Source organism: Marinifilum breve (genome assembly GCF_003202155.1).
GTDB classification, from domain to species: Bacteria; Bacteroidota; Bacteroidia; order Bacteroidales; family Marinifilaceae; genus Marinifilum; species Marinifilum breve.
In genome coordinates this window covers 86680-104621 of sequence record NZ_QFLI01000001.1, presented here as the reverse complement: position 1 = coordinate 104621, position 17942 = coordinate 86680, and the positions used below count along the sequence as shown (strand labels likewise).

Annotated in this window: 14 protein-coding genes; 5 read left to right on the top strand and 9 right to left on the bottom strand. The window is 34.4% G+C overall.

Annotated elements, in window-relative coordinates; genetic code table 11:
* Nucleotides 1–3: 3 nt before the first annotated feature.
* Genes DF185_RS00365 through DF185_RS00350 form a run of 4 tightly spaced genes read right to left on the bottom strand, consistent with a single transcriptional unit; the run spans nucleotide 4 to nucleotide 2539 of the window.
* On the bottom strand, nucleotides 4–1659 hold the full coding sequence (locus DF185_RS00365; RefSeq protein ID WP_110358743.1) for a hypothetical protein: 1656 nt from the start codon (nucleotides 1657–1659) through the stop codon (nucleotides 4–6).
* Nucleotides 1660–1662: 3 nt separating this feature from the next.
* A complete protein-coding gene (locus tag DF185_RS00360; protein WP_110358742.1) occupies nucleotides 1663–1902 on the bottom strand; it encodes a hypothetical protein in 240 nt (79 codons plus the stop codon).
* A 21-nt stretch (nucleotides 1903–1923) separates the two neighbouring features.
* A complete protein-coding gene (locus DF185_RS00355; RefSeq protein WP_110358741.1) occupies nucleotides 1924–2256 on the bottom strand; it encodes a hypothetical protein in 333 nt (110 codons plus the stop codon).
* A 25-nt stretch (nucleotides 2257–2281) separates the two neighbouring features.
* Nucleotides 2282–2539: a hypothetical protein gene (locus DF185_RS00350; protein WP_110358740.1), complete on the bottom strand. Its 258-nt coding sequence runs from the start codon at nucleotides 2537–2539 to the stop codon at nucleotides 2282–2284.
* 407 nt (nucleotides 2540–2946) lie between these two features.
* Between DF185_RS00350 and DF185_RS00345 the strand changes: the two genes are divergently transcribed.
* From DF185_RS00345 to DF185_RS00335, 3 genes are all read left to right on the top strand, one after another.
* Nucleotides 2947–4986 carry a TonB-dependent receptor plug domain-containing protein gene (locus DF185_RS00345; protein WP_165835899.1) on the top strand — a complete coding sequence of 680 codons (2040 nt, stop codon included), beginning with the start codon at nucleotides 2947–2949 and terminating at the stop codon, nucleotides 4984–4986.
* Between the two features lie 440 nt (nucleotides 4987–5426).
* The gene (locus tag DF185_RS00340; protein WP_133249915.1) at nucleotides 5427–6557 is read left to right on the top strand and encodes a tetratricopeptide repeat protein; all 1131 of its coding nucleotides are present in this window, start codon (nucleotides 5427–5429) and stop codon (nucleotides 6555–6557) included.
* 201 nt (nucleotides 6558–6758) lie between these two features.
* Complete coding sequence (locus DF185_RS00335) at nucleotides 6759–6980, top strand: hypothetical protein (RefSeq protein ID WP_110358737.1); 222 nt, start codon at nucleotides 6759–6761, stop codon at nucleotides 6978–6980.
* A gap of 98 nt (nucleotides 6981–7078) precedes the next feature.
* On the opposite strand, the gene DF185_RS00330 is transcribed toward DF185_RS00335, so the two are convergent.
* The 3 genes from DF185_RS00330 to DF185_RS00320 all read right to left on the bottom strand — a co-directional run bounded on the left by DF185_RS00330 (nucleotide 7079) and on the right by DF185_RS00320 (nucleotide 12825).
* A complete protein-coding gene (locus DF185_RS00330) occupies nucleotides 7079–7846 on the bottom strand; it encodes a carboxypeptidase-like regulatory domain-containing protein (RefSeq protein WP_110358736.1) in 768 nt (255 codons plus the stop codon).
* A 287-nt stretch (nucleotides 7847–8133) separates the two neighbouring features.
* Nucleotides 8134–10470 (bottom strand): hypothetical protein, encoded by a 2337-nt coding sequence (locus tag DF185_RS00325; protein WP_110358735.1) that lies wholly within the window; start codon nucleotides 10468–10470, stop codon nucleotides 8134–8136.
* An 84-nt stretch (nucleotides 10471–10554) separates the two neighbouring features.
* On the bottom strand, nucleotides 10555–12825 hold the full coding sequence (locus DF185_RS00320) for a zinc-dependent metalloprotease (protein ID WP_110358734.1): 2271 nt from the start codon (nucleotides 12823–12825) through the stop codon (nucleotides 10555–10557).
* Nucleotides 12826–13325: 500 nt separating this feature from the next.
* Between DF185_RS00320 and DF185_RS00310 the strand changes: the two genes are divergently transcribed.
* Both DF185_RS00310 and DF185_RS00305 read left to right on the top strand, forming a co-directional pair.
* The gene (locus DF185_RS00310) at nucleotides 13326–14084 is read left to right on the top strand and encodes a response regulator transcription factor (RefSeq protein WP_110358732.1); all 759 of its coding nucleotides are present in this window, start codon (nucleotides 13326–13328) and stop codon (nucleotides 14082–14084) included.
* Nucleotides 14085–14307: 223 nt separating this feature from the next.
* The gene (locus DF185_RS00305) at nucleotides 14308–15294 is read left to right on the top strand and encodes a hypothetical protein (RefSeq protein WP_110358731.1); all 987 of its coding nucleotides are present in this window, start codon (nucleotides 14308–14310) and stop codon (nucleotides 15292–15294) included.
* 435 nt (nucleotides 15295–15729) lie between these two features.
* Here DF185_RS00305 and DF185_RS00300 read toward each other — a convergent pair whose 3' ends face one another.
* Nucleotides 15730–16683: a tetratricopeptide repeat protein gene (locus tag DF185_RS00300; RefSeq protein ID WP_110358730.1), complete on the bottom strand. Its 954-nt coding sequence runs from the start codon at nucleotides 16681–16683 to the stop codon at nucleotides 15730–15732.
* Nucleotides 16684–16832: 149 nt separating this feature from the next.
* Entirely contained in the window at nucleotides 16833–17807 is a 975-nt protein-coding gene (locus DF185_RS00295) for a restriction endonuclease (protein WP_110358729.1), read from the bottom strand.
* Between the last annotated feature and the right edge of the window lie 135 nt (nucleotides 17808–17942).

The window sequence follows — 17942 nt, the reverse complement described above, 5'->3', positions numbered from 1 at the left end:
GAACTAGTGATCAAAATTAAGAGTCAACCTATTGTATTTAAATTTGTTGTCGGCTAGATATTTTATTACCTCTACGCCAAGTTGTATCCAACCCATGGGTCCTTTTGCAACTTTAATCGCAATGGAAATAACTGTTCCTAAAAACTCAGATACTTCTTCAAGCGCCTTGGTAATCCACTTGTTTTTTTTGATGTGTTCCTCAATCAATTCCTTGTCGGAACCAATTATAGTAGTTAAGCTATCAAAATTAAAATCGTAATCGGTGATCAGTTGAGAGTTGGAGTTTTCGGTCTTTACAATTCTTTTGGAAAAAAAGAATGACAATGCAGTTTTGGCCATATGGAATGCCTTTTTTAACTCTCTAAGTAATATCTTAATTCCATTCTTAAACCATTTAAACAGGTTCTTAATTGATTGTATAACCCATTTAATCCCATCTTTTATAAAATCGCCTATGCGTTTAAAAAATCTACCTATTGACCGCAATAATCTTTTACCTCCTCTTGTTTTGGATTTTCGATTCTGAGGAGACGCAAGTTCGCCTTTTATTTCCTGATCAATAATTTTTAATACCTCTTTTTTATCTTCCTCCTTATCAAGTTTGTTAATAATGGTGCTAAATTCTTCTGAGATGGTTTCCATCTTTTTATCACTTTCCATTTTGATTAGTACAGGAAGTAATGCCTTAAATAGATAGCTGACATTTAGGACCCACTTATCATTTCCTAAGCGCATTAGCAAATCACTCATTTTATATCCCTGCTTTCCGCCATAGCTTTCATGTATGTATGAAATTAAAGAATGAATGCCAGTTATACTTAAAGGACCAAGGTCATTATCGAGCTTGCCTTGGTAATTGCCTAATAACCACAATCTAATTTGTACCAAGCGAATCATGAGCTGATGCAATTGATCATCTTGAAAGGTATCATATGAGACTTTCTTTTTTTTAACCAAGGCCAAAGTTTTTTGACTTTCTTTAGGAATAAATTGTAATCTGGATTCAAATCTTTTCTTGTTGCTTGTAAACTTGACATCTTGATCTTTTAACTTTTTGTAAGAGTTTTTAAAATAGATAAGGTGTCGATATTCAGATTCAGGGTAGGAATCCTGTTTGGCAATTGCCATTGAAAGATCTTCCATATTACCCAGCAGTTCAATGATTTTCTTATGATCTGAAGTGCTGCACCATGTTCCTAAAAGATTAAGTTGCTTTTTGAGATCATCTGATAACTGATTTGAAATACCTTTATTGAATATGGAAAGAATAGCTAATCTCCAGTTCAGAACTCTTGATAGGATAGGGTTTTGCTCAATTTTCTTTAGCGAGTATTGATGAAGTTCAAATTCGCCTTCAAGAGAGGATATTTCATGAAGGAAATCAAGTTCCTCCTCAGTAAGTAATTGGTTTTTAAATGTGTCAAAACGATCAATTCCAATATCGAAATCTTGTTTGTTCATTTCATATTCTTGTCTGAATACAGAAATTCCTTCTTTTAATTGCTCTAAGGTAGCAGTTTGCTTTCCGCTGTTGCGATCAAGTTCGATATAACCCAAATTATCCAGAACTTCTTCACATTCCAGTTTATGAATGGCAGAGAAATTTACTTCCACTTCGGGTTTTAAAAACTCACTTTTAAAAATTTCTTGTATCGACATGATCTACGATTTATCCAATTTCTTTTTCATGAACTGCAGAAAATTCACAAACTGCTTTTGAATGTTTATAACATATTTTCCATACCCTTTGACATTTGGAGCTTGATCTTCGGCTTCTAAGTATGGAGCGATTTCTTGGGCATTTTGTGCCTTCAGTTCCTTCCAAATATTTGAAGCCTGAAATGAATCCTCCTTAAGATTAATCTTAAGGGTACAGAAAATATATTTGACTTTTTGTTTCACACTTTTGAATGATAAAGCTTATTATTTGATTATATCTTTAAGCGTATTGTAAATGGTATTGAAAAGAGTTTTGCGGGTTTCCAAGGCAGACTCAACTAGAATACTATGATCTTCTACCAGAGCAGTAAGTTCTTCCTTGTTGTTTACAAAGTTTACAGCATCCCCATCCAATTCAAAACGAGTATAGGCTACCAAATCAGATTGTGCAAGATTGCTTCGAATGGCTTCGAATACACTTTCGTTTGAGCCATTGGTAAGGTCAAATTTATTGTCATTTGCATTGGTTAAAGTTGCAACTTCAAGGGTTGCTACATCATTAATTGCCTTTTTTATAGGCTCTACATTGATACTCATAATAGTTTGTGTTTAATTAGTATTATTAAAGGAGCGATCTGCTAATAAATTCCCACACAGCTTTGCGGTTTTTACTCGAACAGATCAATAATTCGTTGTGTAGTTGTGTGATTTGTTGATTTTCTTTCGATAATACCTGAATGGCATCACCTTCTAATTCAACCTTTCCATAGGATAGAAATTTCGCTGATGAACTATCAAAATCTTTTTTTTCGATGATAGCTACTTCATTGCTGTTGAGATCTTGTATAAGTTCCTTAACAGCCTTTTTTAATTCAGACATACTAAGATTTAATACTTAAGTAAATTTAATGAGTCAATAATTGTAATAGTTTTTTAATTACTCTCTTGTTCAACTTGATAAAACTTAAGAGTAATCTTTTAATTTTCATAAAAAGTTACAACTAAAATTACAAATGCCAAAAATAATATTAACTTAATTTATTCTTATTATCGAAAGGTAAATAAATATATGCTGATAACTAGGCCGAAAGGAGTGTTGCCTTATGCTACATTACAATCAAAAGAAATAGATTTTGTAACCAGTGAATGAATAAGTTTGCCAATAATGGGGTTTTAATAAAGTTAAAAGGGATATTTAATGTAGACTAAATAAAATTAATTTTAGACCGTGAAGATCATTTTTATTTCTACTTTTGCCATCCTTATTATAAAAAGTAAATGAAAATAATGTTTAAACAAAGCCAATGGGCTAGTATGTTAACATTCCGACGCTGGGGAGGTAAAAACTATTCATTATTTCAGGCCATTAACAAAGAAGTTAAGATTACAGTTTTGCTTGTAGCTTATCTCACTGTTGTTAGTCCTGAAGTTGTTTTTGCACAAAACCAATCATCGGATGTAAGCATGCAGTACGACCTTGATGAGATCAAAGTCAGTGCCCAAAGATCACCTGTTACCTACTCGCAGGTGGCGCGGATTGTATCCGTAATCGAGAGAGAGGAAATTGAGGCTGCCCCTGTGCAGAGTATACAAGAACTATTAGAATACGCTCTTAGTGTTGATGTCAGACAAAGAGGGGTTCATGGTGTTCAGGCCGATATTTCGGTTCGAGGAGGTTCCTTCGATCAAACCTTAATTCTTTTAAATGGCATCAACATCTCCGATCCTCAAACCGGACATCACAACTTCAATCTTCCGGTGAGTTTAAAAAACATTTCAAGAGTCGAAATCTTGCAGGGGCCAGCAGCACGTGTATATGGTCCCAATGCATTTTCTGGAGCGATTAATATCATTACTGATGAAAATGCTGAAAATGAAATGAATCTAGACTTGGCTTATGGGGAGCATAATCTATTGGATTTAAATGCAAATTATGCATTTACAACTGGTAAGTTTAAGCAGTTCGTTGCGGCTAATCGAAAATCTTCCGATGGATACATTGACAATACCGATTTCGAAACGCATAACATTTTCTACCATGCACAACTAGAAAGTGAACCAGGTAAATTGGATGTACAATTGGGCTATACACAAAAAGGTTTTGGCGCCAACAGTTTTTATACACCTAAATTTCCTAATCAGTATGAAAAAACCAAAACTACTTTTGCTTCCATTCAATACGAAACGGGGAAGAAGTTACATTTTAAACCATCATTATATTGGCGTCGTCATCAGGATCGTTTCGAGTTGTTTCGCGACAATCCAGCAAGTTGGTACACAACCCACAATTATCACCTAACAGACGTGTTAGGAGCAGGTTTAAATACATGGTTCAGTTCCAGCTTGGGAAAAACTTCCTTTGGAGCTGAGTTCCGATCAGAAAACATTTGGAGCAACGTGTTGGGAGAAGAAATGGATGAGCCAATTAAAGTTCCAGGAGAAAGTGATCAGTATTTTACTCGTTCTCATTCTCGTTCACATGTTTCTTATTTTGCAGAACACTCCTTATATCTAAACAAGTGGAGTATTTCGGTAGGAGCCATGTTCAACTGGATTTCCGATCTGGATTTTGACTGGAAGATTTATCCGGGTATTGATGTAGCCTATCAGATTAGCGATGATTTAAAAATATACTCGTCGGTAAATTCTTCTATGCGCATGCCTACATTTACCGATTTGTACTACAATGGACCTACCAATATTGGCAATCCCGATTTAAAACCAGAAAAGTCGATTACTTTCGAAGGTGGTTTTAAATTCAATAACAAAGCTATAAAAGCGCATATCAATACCTTTTATCGAAATGGAAAGGATTTAATTGATTGGGTAAGAGAAAATGAGGAAGAGAAGTGGAAAACACAAAATCTAACAGAGGTAAACTCATTTGGAATTGAGACCGGACTTGATATTTCACCAGAGAGATTATTTGGAAAGTCGATCTTTGTTAAAAAAGTGAAGCTGAATTATTCATACATTAAATTGGATAAGGGAAGTGATGAGTATTTTTCTAACTATGTATTGGATAACCTAAAACATAAGCTCGACTTTACGGTGAATCATAGCATATGGAATAAGCTGTCGGCCAATTGGCAATTGAGTTACCAAGACCGAAATGGCAGCTATATGAATTTCGAGGATGGTGAATATACAGGAGAAGTAGCTTACGATCCTTTTTGGTTGCTGAATTTAAAATTGCAATGGAGGCACAAGAATTTGGAATTTTATTCAAGCGTAACCAATTTGCTGGATGAAAAATACAACGATATTGGTAACCTAAATCAACCAGGTCGTTGGTTTACATTCGGAATTCATTATAAATTGAAATAAAGTATTGATTCTTCAATCAAGAATATATAATTAAATCCTCCTTTTTTAAGGGGGATTTTTTTGTGTTAATATTTCATATAAACACTTGCTAATCATCAAATATCTGGTGATAAAGTGAGTGAAAATTGCTAAATTTATATAAGCTTGCATTTAGAGCTTTGTTTGTTGATAACAAAGGAAATACAATCAATAACTCTCTTGATCTACACACGAAAATCATGAGAAAACTAGCTAGGGATTAATCAGATTTCTCATAACGCTATTTAAAAATTTGGATTGATTTGAATGGAAGATCTTAAACTATATAAGATGAAACAATTTTCCTTTCTTTACTCTTTTATTTGCCTTTCTAAAAGTGAAAGGTTTTAAAGTGTTGGTTGAATATCTTAATCAATGCTACCAGGCTACTCAGCCATAAAAATCCAGTTAAAACCCCAATCATGAAAAATAACAATATTATAAGAAAGAGACTGTTAGGGTGTTTCCGATATCTTATGAATGCAGTGCGCTTATTTGGGAAATGCAGTTTATTGTTGGTTTTGATTCAAGGAACAATAGTATTTAATTCTCTCCAAGCCCAGAATACTAATTCTAAAGATCAAATTTTGAAAGCTTATGAATTAAGACTTTCAGGAAACAACGATGAAGCACAAACCATTCTCAAATCTGTATTGCAAGCAGATTCTACAAATGCGATGGCTCACTATGAATTGGCCAAGACATTTCCAATGCTATCGGATCAAAGGTTGCACCATTATCAAAAAGCAAGTGAATATGAACCAGAAAACCCCATGTATTGCTTTTATCATGCTGATTATATCATGTTACAGGCATATGTAGCTATGAAAAAGAATGAACCAGAGCAAAGTATTAAAGAAATCGTAAATAGGTCTTGTGATCATTTGAAAGAAGTATTGAAAATTAAACCAGAGTGTAAGGAAACTCTTTTATTTCTGGTTGATATTTATGGCAGTTTACCAGAAAATTTTGGTGGGAATAAAGCAGAAGCCCAAAAATATGTAGAGAAGCTTAAAAAGTCAGCTCCTGTTTATGCGGCACAAGGAGAATGGATTCTGTCTTCGGATAAGATGGAATTAAGTCAATATTGGTTGGCCTATATGGATAAAAATGGAAAACAAAAAGATGTACAGATTAAGTTGGGCAAAGCTTATCTGCTAAATGACAATATTGATAAAGCAAAAGAGTGTTTTAATAAGATCATAACAAATAACCCTGATGAATGCATTCTATATCTTGACTTAGCACGTGCTCACCTGTACAGAGCCATGAGAGGTGCTTCTGCACCTGAAGTAGAGATTCCAGAAATTAAGAAATACATTAACAAGTATCTGGATATGGAACAAAACAAACCATTGAATATTGAAGCTTGGTGCTATGGATGGCTGGGGACATTGAGTGGTAAGATAGGAGAGAAGGAAGAAGCCGAAATGTATTTTGCAAAAGCGAAAGAAACTCTTCCTAATTATTCAAGAGCATCAGCAATACCAAAGAAAGAAAATCCGCCTAATATAGTAGCTTATCAGTTTAGTTCTTATTTCTCGCCATTTTAATTGCTATGCAATCAGTTCAGAAAAATAAGACGGTGTTGATCATTGCCATCTGTATGATGATTCTCTCTGTTGTGTTGATGTTTATAGTAATGCCTGACGTTTATTGTTGATAAAAAGAATACCGGCGCTGTAATTGGTATTTTATTGGCAATTGTAATTAGATTAATCATTATATATACTTGTTTTTCAACTCTCAAGAAGATGAGGGGTGTTGGACAAATTAACAAAGGTGCATACATTGCACTTGGTTTGTTTCTGCTTGTTTTTGGTCTAATCTATATCGATGGTGCATTTTCATTCTTAGATAATAAGAACATTATTTATGTGTCTTATTTGATGTTCTCCAGTGTAATTTGCGACCTACTTGCCTCTGGTCTAATTTTGGTACTTGCCTTTAAAGGTGGTAGAGTTAAAATGAATTAAATGTATGGTTAACTAATTGGTTTCTCATGAACTGAAAATTGCAATCGTATTGGCAGCCCCAATAGTTATTGGGACTGCCATTCTTTTATGTAAAGTGTTTATTTTATTCTTTTCACAAAAGCTTCTCCTTTCCCTATTTCGTTGGTCTCTTTGGAGTGAAGTCTTACGGATATAAAATCATATTCAGCATCTGTATTTCTTGTGCGTTCAGGTTTACGCACTTGTAGCAGGTACCCATACATTTTAATTCCGCGTGCATATTCCTTTACTTTATTAATTTCCAACACCTCTGATTTTACTCCATTTATCTCAATCAACAATTCCTCGGGAGAAATGCTGTCAGGTGAAATGTTAATAATTTTGACTGAATCATTCAGTAAACTTTCTGTTTGCTTTGCCGATTCAAATTCTGCCTTATTCACTTTCTGATCTGCTGCAAATTGCAGCGATTTTGTCAAACTCATGGGCCTGAAATAAATCATGTAGGTTTCGTGGGGTCCAACTTGGGGTTCAATCACATTGATCCCATATATTTCCATGCGCTCATACTGAGGGTTTATGGTAATGTTTTCATGAACGGGTACATTCCAGGTCCAGTATTCAAGGCGGTTTACACGATATTCTGATAATTTAATGGCATACAAACTAGCGTAATCTCCTTCCTTAACCCTCAAAGAATAGTTGCCATCCTTGTCAGTTAAGGTTTCATATAGGTTTTCAAAAGCTTTGTTTTTTAGCCTTACGCATACGCTATCCAAAGCTTGCCCATTAAAATCTGTTACCTTTCCGTTTAGTGTGTAGTAAACATCATTCGAGCATGATGTTAGAAATACCATCAGTATTCCTAAGAATAATAATCTTTTCATTTTTTAATCTAAACTGGGTTTGCATGTTGAGCATTTCCCGTTCTAGGGTACCGTAGCCAAGCGAAGCTCGTGAACACAATTGAAAATTGATTTAATGTGAACAAACTGTCGTCAGACTAAAGGGTGAGAAAGAAAAATTTTACCCAAAATACACCCTTCTCCCTATCGGGATCTCCCCCTGGAAGGGGAGAACTTGGAAATTAAACAATTGTATATCTTTTTCTTTGTTGAATTAAATTCATAGAAATTATAAAGTGTAGCTTATTAGAATGAATAAGTTGTGAAGCTTATTTCAGCCACTGGTTGATTTTGGCCTTTAAACTGTCTGTGCAAAAGAGATGAATTCTGTCTTCAATTTCATTCATTTTCCAGATAACAGAATCTTCTCTGGGAGTATTCACAATTTTTTCTCTGCGTTTGATTTCATTCAGAAAATTGTCATCAACCAAATTCGGGATTCCGAAAACAATTTTTTGCTCGTAGGTTTGCTTGTAGAATACCATGCCATCAAAAACATCGGAATACACATGATTGTGTTTGGAATAAGGCCAATAGTCAAAATGATCATTCCCGAAGACGTTGTCTGTAAAATCAAAACCAATATCGTCCTTATTGAGCGCCTTAAATGCAGCGGCCCATTTTCCATCCTGAATGGGTTCAACATCAAAATCGGTATCCGAACGATAGGCACCAAACGTGAATGAATTAATCATTACATTGCCTACTTTATCGCCATAATTGTCCATTAAAAAGCCGCCAACATTATCAACATTTTTAAAATGAAGAGCAAAGGCATGGCGATAGTTCATAATGACCAAAGCCTTTTTTCTTGCAGAGTTTCCATTCTGAATGGCATCATATTTTTTAATGATATAATCAGCCATCCTGTTATCGCGATCACCAAACTTGGCTTTTACATTTTTGTTGTATGTTGTTTTGTCCAGCTCTTTCCAAGTTACTTTCAGATCGGTAGGGTAGATTTGAATGTTCTTATCTGTAGAGCTGTTTATTTTGCGCACCTCTTTTAGGAAGTAGTAGAAGTTATAGTAATCCCAAACCGGATGAGCCCGGTTATTACGGCAAATATGAATCAGCAATTTTTCTGCTTCATCTTCAGTTAATGAATCATTCAGGTAAGATTTTATATTTTCTTCCTGGTACCTGCCACAGGTTTCAATAAAGATATGCCCAATATTATTGATAAAATACGTATCCCTTAGGATATCCAATATCATTTCATATTGTGTAAGTTCAGGGTGCAATCGTTCACTAAGAATAAGCATATCTTTTTGCTCAAACAAAGAGAGGATATAGTCTTTTGCACTGGTATTCTGATTTCTCAGAAAATCGATATAGGGAGCAATTTCCTCAGCGTATTTTACCTGCTTTTGGGAAGTCGAAGTATCCTTATTGATCCAATAATTGATGTCTTCCTCACACTCCTTAAGATTCCAATAAGTACCCTCCTTATACTTAAAAATGTCTTTCATGTCCTTTTTATCAATCTCCCCACCATACAATTCGGTATATATTTTAAGGCGAAGATAAATTTCATCCAAGCACTCCTGATCAATTAAATTTTCCAATCCGTGAGCCCTGATGTGCTTTTCAAAAGGCAAATAATAAACCATTCCCGTAAATACATCTGCATAGGTGTGTTCTGGCTTCGAAAAACCCCATATATCCAGAGAATCTACTCCGAAGGGTGATTTCTCGAAATCAAACCCCACATCTTCTTTTGCAAGAACTTTAAACGATGCATCCCATTTTCCACCCTGTATTGGTCTTAAACCATTTGGGGTGCCAACCGTCATTGCATTTACATACACACTGGCTACTTTGTTGGGAAACTTATTGGCCAAAATGCTACCGACACAAGGAACGGTACCTATTTTATTTCCAAATAGTGGAGTTCCATCATCTATTATTTTTTCATTTCTTACATTCTTTAAAAATGCGTGTCTGTAATTCATGATTACCATGCATTTTTTGCGAGGGCTGTCTGATTGAATAGAATCAAATTTTGCAATAATGTTTTCAGCCATAACACTGTCCCTGTCATGGTTTTGATATTCCTTTTCAAATCTCAAAAAATCCTCCTTGCTTTTGACACTGCCTTTTTGTGGAATGACTTCATCAATGGCATAAACCTGAATTTTATCCTCAGGTTTTAGCTGCTGATTCATTTCGCTAATTTTTGAGAGCATGAAGTAGGAATTGGACTTATCCCAAATGGGCCAGGCGAAATCCCTGTAAATTTGAACCAATTCATTTTCTCTTTGCTGTGAATTGGCGTAATTGGTATTGAGAAATTTCAATAATCGATCCTGAACCGTAATGGAACCCACTTCAATGAATACATGCCCCACGTTTTTTACGAAATAATCCGACGAAATAACATCTTGAATCAAATCATATTGTGTCATTTCGGCATGATCTCTTTCGCAAACTACCACCATGTCATTTTCTTCCCATTGCTTTAGGATATAATCCTTGGCAGAAACATTTTCCTTTTTCAAAAAATCAACATATTCTTTAATCTCTGTATGATAACTTGTTTGACATGAACCAAATATGCTTGTCAGTAACAGAAATGTAAGTATGAAGATTCTGTTTCTGATCATTGTGCATATTCCTTTCATAAATCTCAACAATATAAAGAGTGTAACTAAGCTTTTTTTGTGTTGCGTCATCGTTTATTGTAACAATTAAATTTTTGATAGTTCAAGGTAAAAACCTTTAAGCAATTGGTTTTTATTGGTTTCAGATTTGTTCTTTACTGTTTTTAAGATGTAATCCAGTTCTTTCTTTAGTAAATGATTTAGAATCAAATTGTCGGTAGCTTTTTGCTTTAACTCTTTAACCCTTTTTGCAAAAAACTCTTGAACATCTAAAGGAATCTCTTCTGAGCCACTGTTTTTGAGAATCAAATTGCTTAGAGTTCTGAGTAGGGTAGCAGTATTGGATGTGTTGTTTTTCACATCATAAGCCACCAATCTGGAAAACCTGTTTTTATTCAGCAGCATCTTAAGTGCATAAATCTGTATCTTTTCTAAACTGTTTTTATAGAGCTCTTTGTTGCTGATTTCTTCCAACTCGCTATTGTACAACCAATTCATATTAGAGAACAGATTGCTTGAAAGAAAATCCATTGCTTCCGATGTCATTTCGGTATCAGTAGTTTTCAGTATAAACTCCGAATTACTAAACCTGTTTTTCTGTCCTCCAAGCAAGACAATCACATTCTTGAAGGTTGAATTTAACTGTCGGAGCAATGCATCATATCGGCTTAATAAAATTTTAGGATCTCCGTTTTCAAGCATCGACCACTCTACAATATGTGGCATAATTCGCTTGAGGTTCTTTAATGCATATTTTCCAGTAAGAAAAGGATCGTCGCCCAAGTCTCCTGTTACATTGGTTGGATCAACTACTTCAGGCCACTCTTGTTCCATGTATTGGAGATATGGATTTTGCAGTCTCTCGTTTATCTCTTCATTCGAGAATGTTACTGCCATTTTTGAATGATCACCTGACGGACGAACGTATTTGTAGGCATGTTCAATGGCCCAATAGTCATAGGGTCCAATCTTTCTCAAAAGGCGCAATGGCATGTCTTCGGGTTGAGCAACAAAGTTGTAAGCCGCATAATCCATTATCGATGGCGTAATGGAATACTTTTCAAGAAAATTTCTTGATCGCAATGAATCTGTTGGGTAGGCAGAGCTTGCAATCATATTGTGTCCCAAGCCTAAGGCATGTCCCATTTCATGAGCCATGGTTTCGCGCATCAGGTTTCCAAATAAACTGTCTGGCAAAATAGGTGTTCTGGCACTTGGATCAACGGCAGCAGCGTTTATAAAATAGTCAGCATTTACAGTTGAAAAATAGTTTTGATACCAGGTTAATGTTCCATTTAATATTTCTCCCGTTCTTGGATCTGATATGTAATTTCCCTGTGCATCTTTAATTTCTGATGATACCCAGCGAATCATATTATAGTTCGGATCCGCATCATCCCAGTTTGCATCTTTGGGTTTGTCGTGGACTTCAATCGCATCTTTAAAACCGATTTTTTCAAAAACTGGCAACCAGTCCAATACGCCTTGTTTTATATATTTTCTCCATTTAGGCGGTACATTTTCATCAAAATAAAACACGATAGGCTTCTTAGGGCGAGTAGGAATTCCTCTAAAATAGGCTGCTGTATCCACCGGTTCCATTTTCCAAACCTCCAGGAATGCTTCTTTCTCAATGTAATAACTATCGCTACTGTATCGTTTGTTCTCCAAATAAAAATTTCCCACACGAGGATCCCATTTTCTTCTCTTCATGGGATTTTCAGGAAGAATTCTGAAAGTCAACAGTTGTTCAACAGAAACATTCTTAGAGTAATGCTTTTCTGGTGACTTTTCTGCTGTATAGTTCAAGTTTCTTGAAATTTGAATGTTATTTTCACCCAATTGAAAGCCATTTACATGTATTGCTTCTTTTGCAATTGCTTGCAATTGGTATTTGCTCATGCTTCTTTTGCTCACAGGAGAAAACAATTGGATGTCATTTTTGAAAAATTCAATATCCACTGTTATATAATTCTTTGTTGATGATACAATGGGGATAAAGCAGATGGTAGGATCAAAATGGTTCTTTTGAACTGATGTTTTAATAATATCATTTTGGGGTGTGTGGTTCTGAAATTGTTCCTGAATCACTCTAATGTACTCACCGCTCTCAAGTTCAAATCGCAATACTACCGAATAGTCAACATCCATTCCTGAACTTCCATAGTGATACAATTTGTTTGGATAGCCAGTGATTCGATTGATGAGTTGAATTTGTTTTCCCAAAAAATCCTTTGGAATCTCCAGGTATCTATTTTTAGTATTGGCTTTATTCTCAGGTAAACTGGTTTGAGCATTACTGTTAATAACAAATAGAAATAACAGTAGAAAATTGAAAATGGCTTTTGCTTTAATCATAGTATGATTTCGTTAGTAAAATGCTGTTAATGATTTGGGTTCTATATGGAATTTAGTGGGTAACTAAAGCAACCTTTATTTGATTAAAAATTATCCTATGATTTGTTATTTTAACTTTACTTTGCTCAAGCCGCATGGCTTTTACTTTCTCCATTGATGAGAAAGTAAACAAAGAATCTAGGGTGTGTAAGCTCAAACTATTTATACTTGAAAACTTTAAGTGCGGCGGCGTGATCTTCGAACAAGTTCTCAGCTTCCCCGTCTTACTAAAAATTTTTCTGCGTCTAATTAGCTTGACCTTCCAATACCCACTTGGGTCACTGGAACAAAATAACGGTCAAAACAATAATTCATAAAGAATGACCCACTATAAATCATGCAGAACCATAATTTGTTGTAGTTCTGCTTTAATCTTATGCGACAAAAATAGCTTGCCGCCTATTTAATTTGGCTACACAAAAGGGTAGTTTGTCCATCTGGTTTTTTATTTTTGTTGATCTATGGCCGATATTGATAACTTTTTCTCATTCCAAAATAAAGTTGATGAGCTAACAGAAGCTGACTCTCAACAATTAAATGATTATATAGCCACTGTTGATGCTTTTGCACGAACAACATACATGAGTATGTACCTGATCGATTATCACACAAAGCGATTCGATTATGTTTCTGAAAATCCATTGTTTTTGTGTGGTTTATCTGCTGAAGAGGTCAAGGAAATGGGCTATGACTTCTATTTTAAATTTGTTGTCAAAGAGGATTTGGAACTCCTTCAAAGAATAAACACCATTGGATTCGAATATTATCAGGATATTCCCATGTCGGAACGCACCAAGTATACCATATCTTACGACTTTAGACTGAAAAACAGCGCCAACAATACTTTCCTTGTTAACCATAGGCTTACTCCTTTATTCCTCACCGAAGAAGGTAAAATATGGAAGTCGTTTTGTATTGTCTCTTTGTCTGAAAACAAGGCGCCTGGCAATATTAAAATATACAAACAGAACGATAATAAATTCTGGACTTACAATCTGGAAAAGAATTACTGGGATACCAATAACAAGATTGAATTAAGCGAAAGAGAACGTCAAATACTTTACTTATCCAGTCAAGGCCTCACCATAAACGATATTTCTGATCGGATCTTTGTTTCTGTTGATACGGTTAAATTTCATCGTAAAAAGTTATTTGAAAAAATAGAAGTGGCTAACATTACCGAAGCAATTTCTTATGCCACCAATAACAGATTGATATAAAGTTTGGCTCGAAGTCTTGCTTTACTTTAAAATCTCTACACAAAAGTATCTTTAAAGCTCCATAGGCTAAAATTGAATATTACTGAAGTTTTATGGGCTATGCAGTTAGCAATTGGAAATTGGGATTTTACAAAAAGCTTCATCTGTTATTGGTAATTTTTACCAATTCATCTTTTATTACTTCATATTTTTGTATTTTCCGCAAAAATAAATTTGCCTCTTTATGAAAAACGCAAAAATTGACAATTCCCAATATCAAAATACATTATTGGAACAGATCTCTTCAAAGCTTGATCCTGCCATCTCATTGGTGGATGCGATATCCGATATTTTGTCCATAAGCAACGATGCAGCTTATCGGCGAATTAGAGGCGAAAAGAAAATGGATATCTCAGAGATCGCTTTACTGTGCAAGGAATATTCCATTTCGATGGATGCCATTTTTGCAATTGATTCCAATAGCCTTCTGTTTAATTATTCTCCTCTCAATTTGGAGAACAAGGAGGTCTACTACGCGTACATGAGGCAGTTCAATTTGAGCATCGAAAGTATCAATAAACAGAAGAATGGGAAAATACTTTTCAGTGCAACCGACATTCCAATCTATCACTTTATGCCTTTCAAAGAATTAACGCTGTTTAAATTGTACTCCTGGAATGCTGGCATATACAATACCTCAACAAAGTTCGAACAGTTCTTCAATGAATTTGCAAGTACCGAATTGTTTGATATTTACGATTCCATTTATAGCAATTATCAAAAAGCCAACTCACTGGAAATATGGACTGACAAAACCATTGATCCGATATTGCGCTTATTAGAATATTACAATGAAATAGGAGCCTTTGAAAGTCAGGAAACTCCTAAGTTACTTTACAAACAACTTCTTGCTTTAATCGAAAATATTGGTGAATGGTCCGCTTCAGGAAAAAAGGGCGCCACAGGACATGCCGCTGAATATGAAATGTTCCTGAGTGAGATTGAATTAGAAAACAATTTTGTATTGACAAAATCTGATACTTCTCAGCACTGTATCATCAAGCTTTTTACCGTAAACAGTATTTCAACCGCTAACCAAAAATTCTGTAGGGAAACGGAAAAGTGGTTTAATGATGTGATTAAGAAATCAAAATGCATCAGTCGCATTTCTCAAAAGGACAATTACCGCTTTATCAATGGAATGAAAGAGAAGGTAGGGGAGTATTTGTAATTACAATGGATGATTTCGTGAAAGTAAAAAGATAGCATCAATTATTGATTCTCTAGATATCTTTAAATAATCCATGTTTTCTTCTCCTGCAAGTTGTCTGCCCCTAGGCTAGGACAGACATATCTTTTGACAAGTTTGCGACAGTATGTGGGATATTTTGATAGTTTTTAAAATTCTGATACAAATTTATGACAGAGCTTATGGCGATTCTGTATACAAATTATCTGGTGTTGTATAAATTTCTACAATTGGCAATTGGTGAGTTGGTTAAAAAATGAACTCTTTTAACCGTCTTGCTCAAATTATGGAATACGATAAGGATTGGGATTAAAACTGCTGCTTTATTAATAGCATTGGCCTTTATTGTTTTTGTGCATTATCTGGTTAGGCGTCACCGCCCTTAAATTTTAACTTTTGTTAGAAACTTTAGCTTTGCTAGTCATATTTCTTTCTAATCCTTTTTAGTAATTTGTATTCATCTATATTTGCTCCTAGAGCTTCAGCTTTATCTATCATTTTACAAGCTTCTTCATACTCTGAAGTTGCATTAAGGAATAAAGCTAAGTTACAATAGTAAATGTGTTGTGTTGAATCTAACTCAATTGCTTTCTTTAAATCAATTATAGCATTTCCATTTTCTTCAAGTTTATAATAAAGTAAACCTCTATTGTTATAGAAGACTGGATTCTGGTTATCTAAATTAATGGCAGTGTCGAGTTCATTTTTAGCCATCTCAAGTTCATTTGTGTAGGCATAGTTTTCAGACATTCCAAAGTGGAGTGTTGGGTTGTCAGGTTCGATAGAAATTGCTTTTTTGAAAAGATAGATTGATTTAAAATAGTTTTTTTCTTTTTGGGCTTCAAATGCTTGTTTACTCAAAGTTTCTGTTTCCTTATAACTAAAGTGATAGGACAAGTCAATTTCGTGTGATTTATTAACATTATATCTATTGTACCAATTTAATGGGACGTAATTTCGTGGATCATTATTAAAATCAATGTCGAAAAGAGGAATTATTAAAATGCAAATTAAGATTGAAGTTAAGCTAGTTTTTAAATACCGTGAAGTTTTGGATACTAAATTAATTAATGATGAAACTAGAAAAATTGGAATGATAATTAAACCCAGATAATCTCCAAAGGGGTGGTATAAATACTTTGCAAATATGACTGGAGTTATAGTAACTATCAAAAGTCTTATAAACAAATCACGTTTTTGGTATTCATTCCTTGTTATACGTTTAATGATACTAGCAGAGAAGTAGATAAAGATTCCAATTAGACCATATCCGAATAAACTATTACCTGAGTCGATATCGATAATTCTTAAAATAACACCAACGGGTATAATTCCTAAGCAAAAATAAAATAGGGCATCTGTTTTTCTCATGCTATTGTTTCTAACGGTCCGAATATGTGGCGTTTAGTATTTAAAAGCTCCAAACTGTCAAACCGTTATATATTTTATTATTTGTTCTCATTTTAATTTTACCACTATCTGCCAAATGACCTATATTTATTGTTAGCGGCTGCTTTTTATTATAGTTCCATCCTGAAATCAGCAATTTTTTTTCTTAGTAGTTCTTCTGGACTTTTTATTTGTAGCATTTCAATAATATCGTTATCATCTAAAACAATAATCATTTTATTATTACCTATCCATTGTTCTCTAACTGCATTTCTAGCAGCTTTACTCATCCCTTTCCTTGACGTTATAATAGCGAACATCCCACATCCATATGGTTTTAAATAATGAGCCACTTCAATTATTGGCTTTTTGCTTAGTTCATTACTGTAATTTTTAGCGTCTACAACTACATAGTGTCCTTCATATGTGTCTTTAATAGTTTTCCAGAATCCTTCAGTTGCAGAATTCTCAAAAATCATATCACGGCGATTATCTTGTTCCCTATCAGGATGCTCATAACGTGGAGTTTCCAAAGTTGGGCAAAACATGAACTCAAATGTATCTGAAATAAACTTTTGATATTTTGACCATTCGGTTTTCCCAGGTATAATATTAGATAGTTGACTTAAATATAAATTCTCTTTTGGTATTTCATTTTTAAACTCAAAATTGCCACCAAAATATTTTTCGTAAATTTCTGGAGTAGTTAAACCTGCAATTTCATTAAAGCCCCAAATTCTTACATTGTTATTTTCTGCAATTTCTTTTGCCTGAGTTGTTAATTGACCAATTGTAACTATACCAAATTTAACATTATTTTCAGGTAAATTAGAATGCCAATAAATCAGTTGGCTTATAACGTCAGTACCAATTAATTTAGTCTTCTTAATTTCAATTAACCATTTCGTTGGGAATTTGGGGGATGTAATAGTTTCTTTCTCAATAGCAATAATATCTACACCTTGATCAATATTTGTTGAGCTGAATTCTGTCTTTTGAAACTCACCAGAACTAATTAAAATATCGTATACAAATTTTTCAAAATCTCTAGTAGATAGAGATTCTAAAAGAAGGCGAAACTCATGTATTGATGTTAAAATTTTCATATTGCTTTGTTAAAGTTGCCGCTAACGTTGGGCTAACCCAACTTAGTTGGTTTATTTTGATTATCTCATTTTGTTTATTTATTAAGTTTGGGTCGCTAACCCAACCCCCAGCTACCGCACGAGTCTTCTCGTGTG